Source organism: Rhodoglobus sp. G.S.23 (assembly GCF_056675935.1).
Window position 1 is genome coordinate 1,241,171 of record NZ_CM155237.1, and the last position, 15,450, is coordinate 1,256,620.

13 protein-coding genes and 1 rRNA gene are annotated in these 15,450 nt (G+C 57.8%); 12 read left to right on the top strand and 2 right to left on the bottom strand.

Annotated elements, in window-relative coordinates; genetic code table 11:
• Positions 1-85 precede the first annotated feature (85 nt).
• The 9 genes from argC (at position 86) to AC1ENN_RS05970 (ending at position 9,478) form a co-directional block, all read left to right on the top strand.
• Positions 86-1,132, top strand: a complete 1,047-nt coding sequence (argC, locus tag AC1ENN_RS05930; protein ID WP_449648992.1) for an N-acetyl-gamma-glutamyl-phosphate reductase — start codon at positions 86-88, stop codon at positions 1,130-1,132.
• Positions 1,129-2,280: a bifunctional glutamate N-acetyltransferase/amino-acid acetyltransferase ArgJ gene (gene argJ, locus AC1ENN_RS05935; protein WP_449648993.1), complete on the top strand. Its 1,152-nt coding sequence runs from the start codon at positions 1,129-1,131 to the stop codon at positions 2,278-2,280. Before argC ends, argJ begins: the two co-directional genes overlap by 4 nt.
• Complete coding sequence (gene argB, locus AC1ENN_RS05940; protein ID WP_449648994.1) at positions 2,280-3,194, top strand: acetylglutamate kinase; 915 nt, start codon at positions 2,280-2,282, stop codon at positions 3,192-3,194. The genes argJ and argB overlap by 1 nt, the downstream gene beginning before the upstream one ends.
• Positions 3,191-4,378 (top strand): acetylornithine transaminase, encoded by a 1,188-nt coding sequence (locus tag AC1ENN_RS05945; RefSeq protein ID WP_449648995.1) that lies wholly within the window; start codon positions 3,191-3,193, stop codon positions 4,376-4,378. Before argB ends, AC1ENN_RS05945 begins: the two co-directional genes overlap by 4 nt.
• On the top strand, positions 4,375-5,301 hold the full coding sequence (gene argF, locus AC1ENN_RS05950; protein ID WP_449648996.1) for an ornithine carbamoyltransferase: 927 nt from the start codon (positions 4,375-4,377) through the stop codon (positions 5,299-5,301). The genes AC1ENN_RS05945 and argF overlap by 4 nt, the downstream gene beginning before the upstream one ends.
• A gap of 67 nt (positions 5,302-5,368) precedes the next feature.
• A complete protein-coding gene (locus tag AC1ENN_RS05955) occupies positions 5,369-6,568 on the top strand; it encodes an argininosuccinate synthase (RefSeq protein ID WP_480406850.1) in 1,200 nt (399 codons plus the stop codon).
• A 2-nt stretch (positions 6,569-6,570) separates the two neighbouring features.
• Complete coding sequence (gene argH / locus AC1ENN_RS05960) at positions 6,571-8,007, top strand: argininosuccinate lyase (protein ID WP_480406851.1); 1,437 nt, start codon at positions 6,571-6,573, stop codon at positions 8,005-8,007.
• A 2-nt stretch (positions 8,008-8,009) separates the two neighbouring features.
• Positions 8,010-8,597: a DNA-3-methyladenine glycosylase gene (locus tag AC1ENN_RS05965; RefSeq protein WP_480406852.1), complete on the top strand. Its 588-nt coding sequence runs from the start codon at positions 8,010-8,012 to the stop codon at positions 8,595-8,597.
• Positions 8,597-9,478, top strand: a complete 882-nt coding sequence (locus tag AC1ENN_RS05970) for a DUF817 domain-containing protein (RefSeq protein ID WP_480406933.1) — start codon at positions 8,597-8,599, stop codon at positions 9,476-9,478. Before AC1ENN_RS05965 ends, AC1ENN_RS05970 begins: the two co-directional genes overlap by 1 nt.
• On the opposite strand, the gene AC1ENN_RS05975 is transcribed toward AC1ENN_RS05970, so the two are convergent.
• Both AC1ENN_RS05975 and AC1ENN_RS05980 read right to left on the bottom strand, forming a co-directional pair.
• Positions 9,461-10,015: a hypothetical protein gene (locus AC1ENN_RS05975; protein WP_480392042.1), complete on the bottom strand. Its 555-nt coding sequence runs from the start codon at positions 10,013-10,015 to the stop codon at positions 9,461-9,463. The genes AC1ENN_RS05970 and AC1ENN_RS05975 overlap by 18 nt on opposite strands.
• The gene (locus tag AC1ENN_RS05980) at positions 10,012-10,650 is read right to left on the bottom strand and encodes a DNA-binding protein (protein ID WP_449649002.1); all 639 of its coding nucleotides are present in this window, start codon (positions 10,648-10,650) and stop codon (positions 10,012-10,014) included. The genes AC1ENN_RS05975 and AC1ENN_RS05980 overlap by 4 nt, the downstream gene beginning before the upstream one ends.
• A 125-nt stretch (positions 10,651-10,775) precedes the next feature.
• Here AC1ENN_RS05980 and tyrS point away from each other — a divergent pair, with 125 nt between their 5' ends.
• From tyrS to AC1ENN_RS05995, 3 genes are all read left to right on the top strand, one after another.
• Positions 10,776-12,086, top strand: a complete 1,311-nt coding sequence (gene tyrS, locus AC1ENN_RS05985; protein ID WP_449649003.1) for a tyrosine--tRNA ligase — start codon at positions 10,776-10,778, stop codon at positions 12,084-12,086.
• A 20-nt stretch (positions 12,087-12,106) separates the two neighbouring features.
• The gene (locus AC1ENN_RS05990) at positions 12,107-12,691 is read left to right on the top strand and encodes a dihydrofolate reductase family protein (protein WP_480406853.1); all 585 of its coding nucleotides are present in this window, start codon (positions 12,107-12,109) and stop codon (positions 12,689-12,691) included.
• 762 nt (positions 12,692-13,453) lie between these two features.
• Positions 13,454-14,980 (top strand): 16S ribosomal RNA (locus tag AC1ENN_RS05995).
• The last annotated feature ends 470 nt before the right edge of the window (positions 14,981-15,450 follow it).

The following is a 15,450-nucleotide window of genomic DNA, read 5'->3' on the forward strand; positions in this document are numbered from 1 at the left end:
CGGAGTTTCGCCATGACCCACGAGGTCGTGTCTGAATCACCGCCGCAAGTGTTCTCGTTTCCGAACCCACCTCGAAGGTAATCCCATGTCTATTTCGGTCGCTGTGGCCGGTGCCAGCGGTTATGCCGGTGGCGAGCTTCTTCGCCTCCTTGCCACTCACCCCGAGCTCGATGTCACAACGGTGACCGCGTTTAGTAACGCCGGTCAGCGCCTCATCGATGTGCAGCCGCACTTGCGTTCGCTCGCGCACCTCACACTCCAACCAACCGAGCCATCAGTGCTGGCTGGTCACGACGTCGTGTTCTTCGCACTTCCGCACGGCAAATCGGGAGCCCTGACAGCCGAGCTTGGAGAAGACACTCTGGTCGTGGACTGCGGTGCTGACCACCGTCTTACTTCGGAAGATGACTGGGCAGCCTTCTATGGCGGAGACTACTTCGGCGCCTGGGACTACGGCATGCCCGAACTCCTCCATGCCTCAGGCGGAACGCAACGCCAAGTCCTCACGGGGTCAAAACGTATTGCCGTACCCGGCTGCAACGTCACAGCGATTTCCTTGGCACTTGCTCCCGGCATCCGTTCCTCGCTTATTGAAGCGGAAGACATTGTTGCCGTGCTTGCGGTGGGGCCCTCAGGAGCAGGCAAAAGTCTCAAGGTGAATCTCCTCGCCAGCGAAATGTTGGGTTCTGCATCCGCATATGCCGTTGGCGGCACCCACCGCCACACACCGGAAATTGTTCAGAATTTGAAGGTTGCCGGCGCAGCGACAGTGAGTGTTTCGTTCACGCCAATGTTGGTACCGATGTCCCGCGGCATTCTGGCTACGTCAACGGCGAAACTTGCCGACGGTGTCACAGCAGCGCAGGTGCGCGAAGCGTGGGAAACCGCCTACGCCGACGAACCGTTCATCCACGTATTACCCGAGGGTGCATTCCCCAGAACCGCAGACACTCTCGGCGCAAACACCGCACTCATTGGGCTCGCTATTGACGAAGTAACCCGCCGAGTCGTTGTTATTAGCGCGATCGACAATCTTGTTAAGGGCACAGCAGGGGCCGCCATTCAATCGACAAACATAGCGTTGGGGCTCGACGAAACCCTCGGCCTTGCGCTGGACGGAGTAGCACCATGAGTGTCACATCAGCCGCAGGATTCGAGGCTTCCGGAATTGAAGCCGGGCTCAAAGCAAGTGGTGGTCTTGACGTTGCCCTCGTGGTGAATCGCGGCCCACGCTTTGATGCCGCCGCAGTGTTCACGAGCAATCGTGCCCAAGCGCATCCGATTATTTGGTCCAAGCAGGTCATCGACGATGGCATTGTTTCGGCAATTGCTCTCAACTCGGGTGGGGCGAACTGCTTCACTGGGCCTCAGGGATTCCAAGTAACGCACGCCACGGCAGAGCATGTTGCTGAGGCCCTCGGCATGTCGGCCGGCGATATCCTCGTCTGTTCGACTGGGCTTATTGGTGAGCCCTTGCCGCAAGACAAGGTTTTAGCGGGCATGAGCGCAGCCGCTGCCGCGCTGAGCACCGATGGTGGGGCTGATGCGTCTCGCGCCATCATGACGACAGACAGCAAACCCAAGACCACCGTCGTCTCGGGCACCGGGTACACGATCGGTGGCATGGCAAAGGGCGCGGGGATGCTCGCTCCAGGACTCGCGACAATGCTCGTGGTCATCACCACCGACGCCGCTGTCGCCTCTGCCGAGCTTGACCGCGCACTGCGCGAAGCAACCAGGGTGAGCTTCGACCGTCTCGATTCTGATGGCTGCATGTCGACGAACGATCAGGTCAGCGTGATGGCATCTGGGGCATCAGGGGTCACTCCCGATAGTGACGAATTTTCGTCGCTCCTCACTCAGGTGTGCAATGATCTTGCCGAACAGCTTCAAGCCGATGCTGAGGGCTCAAGCCATGAGATCCGCATTGAGGTTATCGGTGCGCTCAGTGAAGACGAGGCCGTTGTGGTCGGGCGTTCGGTTGCTCGCAACAATCTTTTCAAGGCAGCAATCTTTGGCAACGATCCCAACTGGGGTCGAGTGCTGGCCGCAATCGGAACCACGGATGCCGCCTTCGACCCGTATGCGGTCGATGTTTCGATGAATGGTGTGCGGGTGTGTCACGCAGGAGCTCCCGACCGTTCGCGCGATGAGGTGGATCTCACGGGGCGCACCGTTCACGTGTTGATCGATCTTGCCACTGGCGATGCTGAAGCAACCATTTTGACCAATGACCTCACGCACGATTACGTGCATGAGAACAGCGCGTACTCAAGCTGATGCCGGCGTATACCCACGGCCCAGCTCACGAGCAGGCAATGACGAAGGCGGGAGTGCTCATTGAGGCGCTTCCGTGGTTGAAGAGGTTTCGTAACCGCATCATTGTGGTGAAATTCGGCGGCAACGCGATGATCAACGATGAGTTGAAGCGCGCATTCGTTCAGGACATGGTTTATTTGCGTCTCGCTGGCGTTCGCCCGGTGATTGTTCACGGTGGCGGGCCTCAGATCACGAAGGAACTGAAGATTCGCGGGATCGAGTCGGAGTTCCGTGCTGGTTACCGCGTGACGACGGAAGAGTCGATCGATGTGGTGCGCGATGTGCTCACCGATCAGGTTGGTGCTGAGCTCGTTGATCTCATTAACGAGCACGGCGACCTGGCAAACGGTATTGCGGGTCACGAGCATTCGCTGTTCATCGGTGAACGCATGATCAAGGAGATTGCGGGCGAGCGTATCGATCTCGGTCTGGTGGGCAATGTGACTGAGGTTGATCCTCAGCGCGTGCTTCATGTGTTGGCCGCCGATCGCATTCCCGTCGTGTCGACTCTCGCCCAAGATAGTGGCGAAATAGAAGACGATGGTTCAGGCTTGCTCAACGTCAATGCGGACTCTGCTGCTGCGGCACTGGCTATCGCTCTTGATGCGGCGAAGCTCGTTATTCTCACGGACGTGTCTGGTCTGTACAGTGACTGGCCTAACCGCGAGTCTCTCGTCTCGATCATCAACACCGACGAGCTGCGTGAACTTCTACCGAGCTTGGAATCGGGCATGATCCCTAAGATGACCGCCTGTCTGGCAGCGGTAGATGCTGGGGTTCCTAAGGCAGCGATTATCGACGGCCGTGCGCCGCACTCGATTCTGCTCGAAGTATTTACTCAAGATGGAATTGGCACCGAGGTGGTACCCGCATGACCTGGCAAGACGACTATGCCCACCGCATCATGAACACCTTTGGTCTGCCCAAGGTGGAGTTGGTGCGCGGTGACGGCTGCGCGGTATTCGACTCAGATGGCAAACGCTACCTCGACTTTTTGGCGGGCATTGCGGTTAACTCCCTTGGCCACAATCACCCCGCCGTTGTCGGTGCGTTGACCAGCCAAGCAAATCTCTTGCACGTGTCGAACTTCTTCGCCACTGAACCGCAGCTTGCTCTTGCCGAACGCCTGTTGCGCATTTCCGGTGCTGGCGACGAGGGGCGAGTCTTCTTCGCGAACTCGGGAACAGAAGCTAACGAGGCAGCAATCAAGCTTGCTCGTCGCACCGGTCGCCCCCGCATTCTTTCCCTGCAGGATTCTTTTCACGGTCGTTCCATTGGCGCACTGTCAATTACCGGCAAGGCTGCGCTTCGCGAACCGTTCGAGCCTCTCTTGCCTAACGTTGAGCACATCGATTCCACGATTGAGGCGCTCACTGCAGCGATTGGTCCGGATGTCGCAGCACTCTTCGTAGAGCCCATTAAGGGTGAAGCGGGGGTGCGTGAACTTCCCGCTGGTTACCTCGAGGTGGCTCGGGAATTGACAACTCAGCACGGCGTGCTGCTCATCGTCGACGAAATTCAGACCGGGGCCGGACGCACGGGAAACTGGTTTGGCTTCCAAGAGAGCGGCATTGTTCCCGACGCCATCACCCTTGCGAAGGGCATTGGCGGGGGAGTGCCGATCGGTGCACTCGTGACGTTTGGTGCGGCATCCGCTCTCTTGCAGCCGGGTCAGCACGGAACAACGTTCGGCGGAAATCCGCTTGTCTGCGCAGTCTCCAACGCCGTTTTGACGCAGATCGAAACGGATGACTTGGTGGCGAATTCCGCCACACGCGGGGCGGAGATTCGAAGTGCTCTCGCTCGCATTGATTCTCCGCTCATCAACGACTTGCGTGGTCGCGGACTTCTGATCGGTATCGGTTTGACTGAACCGGTAGCGGCCCGCATTGTGGAATTGGCGCTTGAGCATGGACTCATCGTGAATGCACCTAACGAGTCAACGATTCGACTTGCTCCACCCCTCATCATCGGTGACGACGAGATCGCCGAGTTTATTGACACCTTTAGCGCAGTGCTCGCCGCTGTCGCCAGCCCAGCCCTTACGGAGGCATCATGACCAGGCACTTTCTTCGCGATGATGACCTCAGCCCCGCTGAGCAGAGTGAGATTTTGGATCTTGCCGAGCAGATCAAGAGTGACCGTTGGGGCCGCAAGCCTCTTGCGGGCCCTCAGACCGTTGCCGTGATTTTCGACAAGTCATCGACTCGCACTCGCGTGTCGTTTGCGGTGGGTATCGCTGACTTGGGCGGTACTCCGCTGATCATCTCGACAGCGAACAGCCAGTTGGGCGGCAAAGAGACTGCCTCAGACACCGCTCGAGTGCTGGAGCGTCAGGTGGCGGCCATTGTCTGGCGCACGTATGGCCAAGAGGGTCTTATCGAGATGGCGCACGGAACCCAGGTTCCCGTAATCAATGCTCTGAGCGACGAGTTCCACCCGTGCCAACTGCTTGCCGATCTGTTGACCATCCGTGAACACAAGGGTGAGCTCAAGGGGCTCACTGTTGCTTTCCTCGGTGATGGTGCAGACAACATGGTGCACTCCTATTTGTTGGCAGGTGCCACAGCAGGAATGCATGTGCGCATTGCGTGCCCCGAAACCTATCTGCCGTTGGCGGATGTCGTGGCTGATGCAGAGAAGATTGCAGCATCCACGGGTGGTTCGATTGCCATTCTCACGGATGCTACTGAAGCCGTGAGCGGAGCGGATGTTGTCGTTACTGACACGTGGGTTTCGATGGGCAAAGAAGAAGAGAAAGCTGAGCGGGTAGCAGCGCTCAGCCTGTACAAGGTGGATGCCGCGCTGATGGCACTCGCAAAGCCTGACGCAATCTTCTTGCACTGCTTGCCTGCCGATCGCGGGTACGAGGTTGAGGCCGACGTTATCGATGGTCCGCAGAGTGTCATCTGGGATGAGGCGGAGAACCGCCTCCACGCCCAGAAGGCGCTCATGGTGTGGTTGCTCGAACAGGCCGCCTAGTTTTCGGCGGTGTTAGGCCGCCGGTGTAGTTCCCTAAACTGAATCACGACTTCAAGGAGAAAATCACATGTCAGAACGCGTTGTACTCGCCTACTCAGGCGGACTCGACACCTCCGTAGGTATCGGTTGGCTCAAGGACGCCACAGGCAAAGAGGTTGTCGCTTTGGCGATTGACGTCGGCCAGGGTGGCGAAAACATGGACGACATCCGTCAGCGTGCTCTCGATTGTGGTGCTGTTGAGTCGATTGTTGTTGACGCGAAGGATGAGTTCGCTGATGACTTCCTCATGCCAGCTCTCAAGACCAACGCGCTCTACCAGAAGCGTTACCCTCTCGTTTCAGCTCTCAGCCGTCCGCTGATCTCTCGCCACCTCTCGCTGACCGCTCAGGCTCTTGGCGCCGACAGTGTTGCTCATGGTTGCACTGGCAAGGGAAACGACCAGGTGCGCTTTGAAGCCGCCGTTGCTGCTCTCGCTCCCGACCTCACGAGCATCGCGCCCGTGCGGGACCTTGCTCTTACTCGTGACAAGGCGATCATCTATGCGGAAGAGCACAACCTTCCGATCCGTCAGTCTGCGGCGAGCCCGTACTCGATCGACAAGAACGTCTGGGGCCGTGCGGTCGAGACTGGCTTCCTCGAAGACCCGTGGAACGCCCCCATCGAAGACCTTTACGAGTACACCTCAAACCCCGAAGCTGGCCTTCCGGCTGACGAAGTGACCATCACCTTCGAAGCCGGTATCCCCGTTGCCATCGACGGCGTTTCGATGTCGGCGCTCGCCATCGTTGAGCACATGAACGCAATTGCGGGCAAGCACGGCGTTGGCCGCATTGACATGATTGAGGACCGTCTTATCGGTATCAAGAGTCGTGAAGTTTACGAAGCTCCCGGCGCGATTGCGCTCATTGCCGCCCACGAAGAGCTTGAGTCACTCACCCTTGAGCGCGACCTCGGTCGCTACAAGCGCGGCGTTGAAACCGAATGGTCCAACCTGGTTTACGACGGACTCTGGTACTCAGGGCTCAAGCGTTCACTCGACGCGTTCGTTGAAGACACGCAGCGCTACGTCAGCGGAGAAATCCGTATGACCCTTCACGGCGGTCGTGCAGTGCCGACCGGTCGCAAGTCGGAGCAGAGCCTCTACGATTTCAGCCTTGCCACCTACGACACCGGGGATACCTTCGACCAGTCACTGGCGAAGGGCTTCATCGACCTCTGGTCGCTGCCAAGCAAGATCTCGGCTCGCCGCGACGCAAAGCAGGGCTAATCATGGCGCAATCTGCTGAAACTGGTGAAGGACAACTCTGGGGAGCCCGCTTCGCAAGCGGTCCATCGCCGGAGCTTGCCCGGTTGAGCAAATCGACTCACTTCGATTGGCAGCTTGCGCAGTACGACCTCGCCGGTTCGCGAGCGCACGCACAGGCGCTCGCGGCCGCCGGGTATCTCAACGACGTCGAACTCGAAACGATGGTGGATGCTCTGCAGTCGTTGAGCGAAGCTGTCGCCGATGGAAGCTTTACTTCTCTCGAATCTGAGGAAGATGTTCACGCTGCTCTGGAGCGTGGACTGATTGAGCGCGCTGGGGCTGACGTCGGAGGTAAACTCCGCGCCGGACGCAGCCGCAACGATCAAATCGCTACCCTCGTGCGCCTCTATTTGCTCGATCACGCTGGTGCGATTGCGAAAATGGTTGTCGACCTGATCGATGCGCTGGTTGCTCAGGCAGAGAAGCACGAGTCAGCGGTCATGCCGGGGCGCACCCACCTCCAACATGCGCAGCCTGTACTGCTCGCGCATCACTTGCTGGCCCACGCCTGGCCGCTCGTGCGCACGCTCGAGCGTTTGCGTGATTGGAAGGTCCGAGCATCCACATCACCGTATGGCTCTGGTGCGCTTGCCGGCAGCACCCTCGGACTCGATCCGGCTCTGGTTGCTCGTGAGCTTGGGCTTGCTCGCCCGACCGAAAACTCGATCGATGCGACTGCGAGCCGGGACGTTGTGGCTGAATTTGCGTTCATCACGGCTCAGCTCGGCATCGACATCTCGCGACTGAGCGAAGAGATAATTCTCTGGAACACGCGTGAGTTCGATTTTGTGCAACTCGATGATGCTTATTCCACTGGTTCGTCGATCATGCCGCAGAAAAAGAATCCAGACATTGCGGAGCTTGCTCGCGGCAAGGCTGGACGCCTCATTGGCAACTTGACGGGTCTCCTCGCCACGCTTAAGGCACTTCCGTTGGCTTACAATCGCGACCTGCAAGAAGACAAAGAGCCGGTTTTTGATTCAGTTGAGACTCTCGAGGTTCTGCTGCCAGCCTTCACGGGAATGATCGCCACGCTGCGTTTCAATACTGCCCGCATGGCCGAACTTGCGCCGCAGGGTTTTTCTTTGGCGACGGATGTTGCGGATTGGCTCGTGCGTCAGCACGTTCCGTTCCGTGAAGCCCACGAGATCAGTGGTTCTTTGGTGCGGTTCTGCGAAGACAACTCGCTTGAACTTCACGAGCCATCAGATGAGGACTATGCAGCCATTTCCCCCCACCTCACGGGTGATGTGCGCGCCGTGCTCACGGTAGAAGGTTCTGTGTCGAGTCGCGCCGGCATCGGTGGCACAGCCCCTGTTCGTGTTGCAGAGCAGCGCGCCGAGCTCACTGAGCGAGTTCGCGTGCTTGCGGCATCGCTTGATCCTCAGGTCCTTCGCTAGACGTGTTCGAACTGCTCAGCAGGCCGGCGACTGAGGTTGCACCGTTGTTGCTGGGTGCTGTCGTGCGGGTTGGTGATGTTGCTGTTCGGCTCACCGAAGTCGAGGCCTATATGGGGGAGCGTGATCCGGGGTCCCATGCGTTTCGGGGCCCGGGAAAACGCAATGCCGTGATGTACGGACCGCCAGGCCACTTGTACACCTACTTCACCTACGGCATGCATACGTGCGCGAACGTGGTGTGTATGCCGGAGGGCACTGCATCCGCGGTACTGCTGCGTGCGGGAGAAGTCATCGCGGGTGTTGACGTTGCCACAGAACGACGAGCACGTTCTCGAAAGCGTACCGATCTCGCGCAGGGCCCAGCACGCCTCGTTGTTGCGCTCGGGATTGGGTTGGATGACGCCGGTACTGACCTTGAGTCGGGTCGCGTGCGCTTAGAGCTCCCTTCCTCGGCAGCACCGTTCGAAGCGGGGCCACGCACTGGAGTTGCCGGTGACGGTGGTTCTGATGATTATCCGTGGCGTTTCTGGATTCCGGGGGAGCCGAGCGTGTCACCGTATCGGTCAGCAGCGAAGCGCAATCCCACCTGATGGCCCGCTTTACTTCACTTGAGCAGCGAATTGATGAGTGGGCTCATCGCACGCTCGATCAACAATCTCACCGTCGACCAAGCCGTGCTCTAACCTGGGTAATTGAGTTCACGGTCTTCGTGCTCAAACAAGCATGGGCGTGCGTCTTTGGGGGCGCGTTGCTGGCGGTGCTCGTACTCACACGGCTCTGGTACCCCGAGTCGGCGACCCTGGCGCGCAACGATTTTTTGGTGCTGGCAGCGCTGACGATTCAAGTTCTCATGGTGGTGTTCAAGCTCGAGACTCTGCGGGAACTTCGGGTGATCATCCTGTTCCACATCGTGGGTACGGTGATGGAAATTTTCAAGACGGATGCCGGCTCGTGGACGTATGAGGGCGACGGCATCCTGCACGTTTTGGGGGTTCCGCTGTATAGCGGCTTCATGTATGCGGCGGTTGGTTCGTATATGGTGCGGGTTTTCCGCCTCTTTGAGTTGCGTTTTGATCGGTATCCGCGTCGTTGGATTACGGCGATTCTGGCGCTTCTCATCTATATCAACTTCTTCAGCCACCATTTCATCCTCGACGCACGCTGGTTCCTGTTTGTGGCAATCGCGGTGGTCTATTGGCGCACGGTGATGCACGTGCGTGTATCGCGGGCACGTTTCCGGATGCCCGTGCTTGTCGCGTTCGTGCTTGTCGCGATTTTCATTTGGATCGCAGAGAACGTGGCGACGTGGTCAAACGCCTGGGTCTATCCCAATCAGTCGCAGGGTTGGGAACTGGTGTCTATTGCCAAGCTCGGATCGTGGTTGCTGCTGATGATCGTGTCGGTGGTGCTCGTCACGTGGGTTGAGAAGCCGCGACCGCCCGAGGTGGAGCGGTTAGCGCCCGAGCAGTAGCGCTGCGGTGCAGAGGCCGGCCCAGACGAGACTCACGAGCGTGCCGATGATGAATCGTTCACGGGCGGCCGCGTTTTCCAGTTCGGAGAATCGACCAAGACCTTTGATCGCGATGATGACCGCGATTGCACCGGGTTGCCCGACCATAATCGACCCGATGAAGGCGAAGCGTTCGAGGTAGCCGATGGTTGTGCCGCCACGCAGAATCTCCCGCTGGGGCAGGGGAGAGTCAGCATCACTGACCAGAATTCCCCCGTGGATGCCGCGGGTTGCCGGGTACGATGCGAGCGAGAGTACGTAGGCCACGAGGGGGCTTCCGGCGACGGTAGCCAGCGCAATCATGGCAACACTCATGAGTATGACGAGGCCCGAAAGGTCGCTGGGAAGTGGGTTCTGGGTTGAGCCAAGGATGAGGGCTAGCGCGACCGGCACGAAGGCGGATGTTGCTAGCCAATACTTTTCGGTGCGCGTCGCGATCATGGCTGCGCCGATTGCGCCGATCGTGAGAATCAGTACGGTTATCCACCAGCCGATCATGAAGTGCCTTCCTCTGCGTTGAATGCTTTGTCTATTGTCAGTGCGTCGTGGGCTCTGTCGAGAAGGTTAGCAAGTGCGCTCACGGCGTCTTCCTCTGTGCGCAGTCCGGCAACGAGGGCTCGTTGACTTGCTGATTGCGGTGAGATTCCGAGTCGTTCGGCGGCATCAGCTTGAGTGATTCCGGTGTTGAGCAGGTCGTACAGTTCCCACCCGTTGTCGGTACGCCGGTTTCTCATCAGGATGAGGAGTTCGAGCAGCGGGTCGATGTCGCGGGCGAGTTCGCTGGTTGGATCTGATTCGACGGCGCACTTTGCGGGACTTTTCTTGGCTCGGTCTATTGCGGTGCGCGCGGCGATAAAGGCGGGGCCGCTTGTTGCGCGAACGGTGGCGCCGAAGGGCGTTGGCACGGCGCCGATTCCGATGCCGACGCTCCATTGGCCGGTTCGCGTGAGTTCGAGGGCGATCTCGAGAGCTGCTTGTGCGGAGTTCAGCAACATTTGCACTTCGTCACCTGCGGTGCGTTCGGCGGTGAGGGCGAGGTCGTTCTGCCGCTCAGCATTGAGCAATTGCAGTGCTTCGGCTACGGCATCCGCGCTGCGTCTGCTGTTTCGTTGATCTGCTGTAATGACAAACATAACTAAAGGCTACAGCATTGATTCGTAAATATCAGGCCCACAACATTGATTCTTGACAATCAGACTCTCAGCCTTGCTTCCCTGCCGCGTCACGAGTTGCCGCAACCTCCACTACGGTTAAAGGCGTGTCAGCGACCGCATCAGAATCACTCAGCAATCAAAGCAACGACGCCTCTTTCGCGACCCTGTGGGACGAACTCGTCTGGCGCGGCCTCGTGCATGTCTCGACAGACGCGGATGCTCTCAAGGAGCTTCTGGCTGGCGACCCGATCACCTACTACTGCGGATTCGATCCGACTGCACCAAGCCTGCACCTCGGAAACCTCGTGCAGCTCCTGCTGCTTCGCCGCCTCCAGCTTGCTGGCCACAAACCGCTTGGACTCGTTGGGGGAGCCACCGGCCTCATTGGAGATCCTCGGCCCACGGCTGAACGCACCCTCAACGACAACGAGACGGTTGCCGAATGGGTGAGCTACTTGCAGGCTCAGGTTTCGAAGTTCCTCAGCACCGAGGGCGACAATGCGGTGCGCATGGTCAATAACCTCGACTGGACAGCGCCGATGAGCGCGATCGACTTTCTGCGGGATGTCGGCAAGTACTTCCGGGTCGGCACAATGCTGAAGAAGGATGCCGTCAGCGCACGCCTTAACAGTGACGCCGGAATTAGCTACACCGAGTTCAGCTACCAAGTCATGCAGGGTATGGACTATCTGGAGCTCTACCGCAGCTACGGTTGTGTGCTGCAGTCGGGCGGCAGTGATCAGTGGGGCAACCTCACGAGCGGTACAGATCTCATCCACAAGGCTGAGGGCGCAAGCGTTCACGCGATCGGTACCCCGCTCATCACCAACTCGGATGGCACCAAGTTCGGCAAGAGTGAGGGCAATGCGATCTGGCTCGACTCTGAGATGACGAGCCCGTACGCGTTTTACCAGTTCTGGCTCAACACTGATGATGCGGATGTCATCCAGAGGCTGAAGATTTTCACGTTTTTCTCGCGGGAACGTATTTCAGAACTCGAAACTGCTGTGGCGGAGGCGCCGTTTAGGCGCGAAGCGCAGAAGACCCTTGCCTTCGAGGTGACGTCGTTGGTTCACGGCCGCGCTGCCACCGAAGCGGCGATATCGGCGTCTGCTGCGCTATTCGGCCAGGGGGAGTTGGCATCGTTGGATGCCCACACTCTTGCTTCAGCGCTGCGAGAGCTCAACCACGTCGATGCCGCAGCGGATGCCACTATCGTGCAACTGCTCGTAGATACTGCGCTGGTGTCGAGTGCGAGTGAGGCGCGTCGCGCCATTTCTCAGGGTGGCGTCTACCTCAACAATGTTGCGGTGGCGGATGACCAGGCGACTGTTGGTGGCGATTTGTTGCCAGGGGATGTGGCGGTTCTCCGTCGCGGCAAGAAGACCCTCGCTGGAATTTTCGTTACGTCGTAGGGTCGGCGTAGCCTGACGGAATGTCCCGCATTCTGTTCGAAACCGCATCCACTCTCAACGGTTATATTGCTGACGAGGCAAATTCTCTTGAGTGGCTTTTCGCTGTTGCGGATGATGAAACTCCCGCTGTTGCTCCCACTGCGACCGTTCTGGTCGAGGGGGCGACCACCTATGAGTGGGTGCTCGAGCACGAAGACCTCATCGCGCAACCGCATAAGTGGGCTGAACTTTTTGGTGACAAGCCGACCTTTGTCTTCACGACTCGCGATTTACCGGTTCCCCACGGTGCCGACGTTCGATTCGTTCGAGGCAACGTTGCGGATGCTCTGCCCTCGATCTGCGAAGTTGCGGGTGACGGCGACATCTGGGTCGTCGGTGGCGGCGAATTGGCTGGCCAATTCTTCGATGCGGGAGCCCTCGATGAAATCTCTATCTCGTTCGCGCCCGCAGCTGTGCTGGGTGGCGCGCCACTCTTTCCTCGCGTCGTGGGCGCCGATCGCTTGCGCTTGACCTCAGCCGCGGCTGTAGGCCAATTTGTCCACGTGGTTTACGAAGTCGTGCCCTTGTCAGTCCCCGCGTCGATGTCGGCGATGAACACGCGCTAAGCATTCGGCAGCGGAGCCGTGGCACTCGTCATTTCGATTCCTCGCCAATTCTGGTCGCCCACCCTCAACTTTCAGTGCCGAGTGTGGTCGGAGCACAGTGTTTTGTGGTGCTCACTTTCTCGACACGCCCGGGATGTTCTCGGTATTGGCGGGAGGGGGATTCTGCACGTAAAGTTCTTTCTAGTCACCCCAAAGGTGCGGATCGCTAAGTCAGTTTTTGCTGCTGAGTGTCCGGCCTCAAGTGGGGACCACCATCCTCCTCAACTTTCGAGTTGTGGTCGAGTCAAACATCGTTTTACCTCTTGTGGGTTTCGGTGTCAGATCTTAGGATGAGAACCCGCTTTATTCGCGTGTTGGTCAGTTGTTGGGTGCCGTTCTGGTGCCGGATGGTTGGTTTGACAAGCGCGGTGAAGCTGGTAAGTTAGACAGGTTGCCTTCCGCATGTATGTGGGGGTTGCCAACACAGGTTTGAAAGCCCTGGGGTGAAGCCGTTGTGCGGTGGAGGTCAGGAGCGTCCGATCCTTGAGAACTCAACAGCGTGCACAATGTCAAATGCCAAAAACCCGACTGTGCTTAGTGAAATCGTCCCATTTCGGGTCGTGATTGCTGGTGCAGCGGATTCCTTTGGAAAAGATATAAACAACAAAGCAAGTCAGTATTGATTTGTTCTGTCAGTTTCAAACTTGCAAGGTTCTGACCTATTCCGGTTAGTCCTTGCACACAATGTGCTTCTGCAAGCTTGCTTGTGGTTGCTAAAAAACATTTATGGAGAGTTTGATCCTGGCTCAGGATGAACGCTGGCGGCGTGCTTAACACATGCAAGTCGAACGATGAAGCAGAGCTTGCTCTGTGGATTAGTGGCGAACGGGTGAGTAACACGTGAGTAACCTGCCCTTGACTCTGGAATAAGCGTTGGAAACGACGTCTAATACCGGATACGAGCTTCAGCCGCATGGCTAGGAGCTGGAAAGAATTTCGGTCAAGGATGGACTCGCGGCCTATCAGGTAGTTGGTGAGGTAATGGCTCACCAAGCCTACGACGGGTAGCCGGCCTGAGAGGGTGACCGGCCACACTGGAACTGAGACACGGTCCAGACTCCTACGGGAGGCAGCAGTGGGGAATATTGCACAATGGGCGCAAGCCTGATGCAGCAACGCCGCGTGAGGGACGACGGCCTTCGGGTTGTAAACCTCTTTTAGTAGGGAAGAAGGGCTTCGGTCTGACGGTACCTGCAGAAAAAGCACCGGCTAACTACGTGCCAGCAGCCGCGGTAATACGTAGGGTGCAAGCGTTATCCGGAATTATTGGGCGTAAAGAGCTCGTAGGCGGTTTGTCGCGTCTGCTGTGAAAACTGGGGGCTCAACCCCCAGCCTGCAGTGGGTACGGGCAGACTAGAGTGCGGTAGGGGAGATTGGAATTCCTGGTGTAGCGGTGGAATGCGCAGATATCAGGAGGAACACCAATGGCGAAGGCAGATCTCTGGGCCGTTACTGACGCTGAGGAGCGAAAGCATGGGGAGCGAACAGGATTAGATACCCTGGTAGTCCATGCCGTAAACGTTGGGAACTAGATGTAGGGACCATTCCACGGTTTCTGTGTCGCAGCTAACGCATTAAGTTCCCCGCCTGGGGAGTACGGCCGCAAGGCTAAAACTCAAAGGAATTGACGGGGGCCCGCACAAGCGGCGGAGCATGCGGATTAATTCGATGCAACGCGAAGAACCTTACCAAGACTTGACATATACGAGAACGGGCTAGAAATAGTTCACTCTTTGGACACTCGTAAACAGGTGGTGCATGGTTGTCGTCAGCTCGTGTCGTGAGATGTTGGGTTAAGTCCCGCAACGAGCGCAACCCTCGTTCTTTGTTGCCAGCACGTAATGGTGGGAACTCAAAGGAGACTGCCGGGGTCAACTCGGAGGAAGGTGGGGATGACGTCAAATCATCATGCCCCTTATGTCTTGGGCTTCACGCATGCTACAATGGCCGATACAAAGGGCTGCAATACCGCAAGGTGGAGCGAATCCCAAAAAGTCGGTCTCAGTTCGGATTGAGGTCTGCAACTCGACCTCATGAAGTCGGAGTCGCTAGTAATCGCAGATCAGCAACGCTGCGGTGAATACGTTCCCGGGCCTTGTACACACCGCCCGTCAAGTCATGAAAGTCGGTAACACCCGAAGCCAGTGGCCTAACCCGCAAGGGGAGGAGCTGTCGAAGGTGGGATTGGTAATTAGGACTAAGTCGTAACAAGGTAGCCGTACCGGAAGGTGCGGCTGGATCACCTCCTTTCTAAGGAGCATGTGCAACGCGTTTTTTCGTCCCTGCGGTATACACAGGGTTAGTGGGAAACGCATTATGTTGCCAAGTCGTACTGCCCTGTTCGGGGTAGACGGCGCTCATGGGTGGAACATTGACATTGTGGCCAGAGGAACTATTTTCTCTTCAGTACGCTGACTTCGGTTGGTAGGAACGAGGGTTTATGGGGGTGCTGGTCTTTGCACGTTGTTGGGTCCTGAGGGACCGGGCTCGGACTGAAAGGTTCGTGTTCGTACCTTAGGACCTGGGACATCGAAAGGTGTCTTTGGGTCTGATGGATCCTGGTCTTGTTTCCTGCAGGTTGGGGGATGAGGGAGGATACCGCCCGTATTTTGAGAACTACACAGTGGACGCGAGCATCTTAGATTCGACCGAAAGGTCGGATCACAAGAAATAACAATTGCTGTCATGCCTTTGGGTGTGGCAGTTCATTGGTCAATCTC

Coding starts and splice junctions, on each gene's coding strand:
- AC1ENN_RS05955 (WP_480406850.1), top strand. CDS start 5,369: ATGTCAGAACGCGTTGTACTCGCCTACTCAGGCGGACTCGACACCTCC.
- argH (WP_480406851.1), top strand. CDS start 6,571: ATGGCGCAATCTGCTGAAACTGGTGAAGGACAACTCTGGGGAGCCCGC.
- AC1ENN_RS05945 (WP_449648995.1), top strand. CDS start 3,191: ATGACCTGGCAAGACGACTATGCCCACCGCATCATGAACACCTTTGGT.
- AC1ENN_RS05980 (WP_449649002.1), bottom strand. CDS start 10,650: ATGTTTGTCATTACAGCAGATCAACGAAACAGCAGACGCAGCGCGGAT.
- argF (WP_449648996.1), top strand. CDS start 4,375: ATGACCAGGCACTTTCTTCGCGATGATGACCTCAGCCCCGCTGAGCAG.
- AC1ENN_RS05975 (WP_480392042.1), bottom strand. CDS start 10,015: ATGATCGGCTGGTGGATAACCGTACTGATTCTCACGATCGGCGCAATC.
- argC (WP_449648992.1), top strand. CDS start 86: ATGTCTATTTCGGTCGCTGTGGCCGGTGCCAGCGGTTATGCCGGTGGC.
- argB (WP_449648994.1), top strand. CDS start 2,280: ATGCCGGCGTATACCCACGGCCCAGCTCACGAGCAGGCAATGACGAAG.
- argJ (WP_449648993.1), top strand. CDS start 1,129: ATGAGTGTCACATCAGCCGCAGGATTCGAGGCTTCCGGAATTGAAGCC.
- AC1ENN_RS05990 (WP_480406853.1), top strand. CDS start 12,107: ATGTCCCGCATTCTGTTCGAAACCGCATCCACTCTCAACGGTTATATT.
- AC1ENN_RS05970 (WP_480406933.1), top strand. CDS start 8,597: ATGGCCCGCTTTACTTCACTTGAGCAGCGAATTGATGAGTGGGCTCAT.